Origin of the sequence: Pseudoalteromonas sp., assembly GCF_041613455.1 — a bacterium.
Classification (GTDB): Bacteria; Pseudomonadota; Gammaproteobacteria; order Enterobacterales; family Alteromonadaceae; genus Pseudoalteromonas.
Genome location: NZ_JBFJHD010000328.1, coordinates 1 through 2,290 on the forward strand (window position 1 = coordinate 1; position 2,290 = coordinate 2,290).

A 2,290-nucleotide genomic window follows, 5' to 3' on the forward strand; every position below is an offset into this window, starting at 1 on the left:
ACTGTGTGAAAAGGGCTTAGCGCCGAAATTAATCACCTCACCCGAATACGCCGCCGTGGCTAATTATGCTTATCATTTAAATGCTGGTAAATTTGCCGAGTTTTTAAAAGCGCATTGTATAAACACGCTGGGTGTTGATTATATTCAAGATCATGTTTGTCAGATCAACAGCATAGACTCTGGCGATATTGCCAGTTTAAGCACCAAAGAGCATGGTGATATTGCGGGCGACTTGTTTGTTGATTGTACCGGCTTTTCCGCCTTGTTAATTGGTCAACATTACCAAGTGCCGTTTATCAGTAAAAAAGATATTTTATTTATTGATACCGCACTCGCGGTGCAAGTGCCTTATGAAGAAGGTGCTGATGCCATTGCCTCACACACTATTTCGACCGCCCAAGAGGCGGGATGGATATGGGATATAGGGTTACCGTCGCGTCGCGGTGTTGGTCATGTATATTCTAGCCGGCATACCACGCAAGCAGAGGCAGAAAAAGCGCTACGCTGTTATTTAAAGGACTCTATTGGTGATAAAAGCGAAAGTATCGCCTTGCGAAAAATTGATATCAACCCAGGTATTCGAGAAAAGTTCTGGGTTAATAATTGTGTGGCGGTAGGTATTTCGGCTGGTTTTTTAGAGCCGCTTGAAGCGTCTGCGCTGGTGATGATTGAGTTGGCCGTTGCCACTATTGCTGAACAAATGCCAGCAAATCGCGAATGCATGGATATAGTGGCACAAAGCTTTAATGAGCGTTTTAACTATAACTGGGATCGCATCATTGATTTCCTTAAATTACATTATATTGCTAGTAAGCGCGAAGACTCGGCATTTTGGCGTGATAACCGTGATCCCGCCACGATTCCTGACAGCTTAAAGTCATTAATGACCTTATGGCAGCATCGCTCGCCGTCAGAATATGACTTTCACTATAAACGTGAGGTGTTCTCAGCGGCAAGTTATCAATATGTGCTTTATGGTATGGACTTTAACTTTACGCCCAACGAACGCCCTGCTAGTGAAGCGGAAGAAAAAATGGCGCAGCGGATGTTTGCTGAAAATAAGCAGGTAACTGAGAAGTACGTCAGTGCTTTACCAAGTAATCGAGAGTTGATAAACAAAATTTATCAATTTGGCTTTAGTAAAATTTAATCACGGCAGGTTAGTTATGCATCAATTAGAAACCGTAAATAGTGCGCACCACAGCAACACAAAAGTATCGCAAGCAGGCACGTTAGCACAACATAGACAAGTACACATGAGCCATATTGTCGTGCAGGAGTTTGCTGAGGTTGCCCAGTATTACCCGATCTTTTTTGCGAAAGACAGCGATACCGGTCAATTTCAACCTGTGGCCTTATTTGGCTTAGCGGTGGATGAAAATATTTACCATGACAGTGGTTTGTGGCAAAAGTGCTATTTACCGCTAAAACTGCAAAGCACCCCTTTTTATTTAAGCCAAGACCTTGACACTCAGCGGCCGATTTTAGCAATTGATAGCAATGACGCGCGCGTAAATGAGCAACAAGGTGAGGCGTTATTTAACAACGGCAAGGCTAGCCCCTATTTACAACAACAAAGCGTTATATTGTCTGAGCTTACTCAAGGATTTGTACTTAACAGTGCCTTTATCAACGAGTTGCTAGCGTATAATTTGCTTGAGTCGGTATCGTTAGATATTAAATATAATAATGGTCAAGCACAGCAATTGACCGGTCTGTATACCATAAATAAAGAGATGTTAGAGAAGGTGCCGAGTGAGGTGCAAACGCAATTTCAGCAACAAGGTTATACCGCTTTACTCAGTGCGGCTATGGCGTCAGTAAGCCATGTTAGTACCTTAATAGATATTAAAAATCGCTTATTGGCCAGTAAGAGCAAAGCACAGTAAAGAGTAAATAACTTAAACTTAGTCATGTTATCTGCTGCGATATTAACGCTAATGATTCAAGTTATATCGCCGATGTTGCTGGTAAGCCCGCCTGAGACGCGAACCGCGGTCTTCATTTAAAAGCGTAGCATCGCTGTTATCGAGGCTAAATGCGTTGTCAATGGCGCGATAGGCTTGCCTAAGACGTATTAGTTCAGGCGACAGCTAACAACTCGCTAAAGACCTGTAGGATAAGGCAAAAAAGCCACGTGATGACGTGGCTTTAATATTTTGAACATAGCTAGCGCATTAAATATCGAATTTAATACCTTGTGCTAATGGCAATTCAGTCGAGTAGTTGATGGTATTGGTTTGACGGCGCATATACGCCTTCCAAGCATCTGAGCCAGACTCACGTCCGC

Annotated in this window: 2 protein-coding genes; both read left to right on the forward strand. The window is 43.0% G+C overall.

What is annotated here, in order from left to right:
- The coding region (locus ABYB02_RS16660) for a tryptophan 7-halogenase (protein WP_372763487.1) at positions 1-1,150 on the forward strand (1,150 nt) is incomplete at its 5' end.
- 16 nt (positions 1,151-1,166) lie between these two features.
- Positions 1,167-1,889: a SapC family protein gene (locus ABYB02_RS16665; protein WP_372763488.1), complete on the forward strand. Its 723-nt coding sequence runs from the start codon at positions 1,167-1,169 to the stop codon at positions 1,887-1,889.
- The last annotated feature ends 401 nt before the right edge of the window (positions 1,890-2,290 follow it).

What these genes read in the sequence shown, in the direction of transcription:
- ABYB02_RS16665 (WP_372763488.1), top strand. Translation starts at nt 1,167, where the DNA reads ATGCATCAATTAGAAACCGTAAATAGTGCGCACCACAGCAACACAAAA.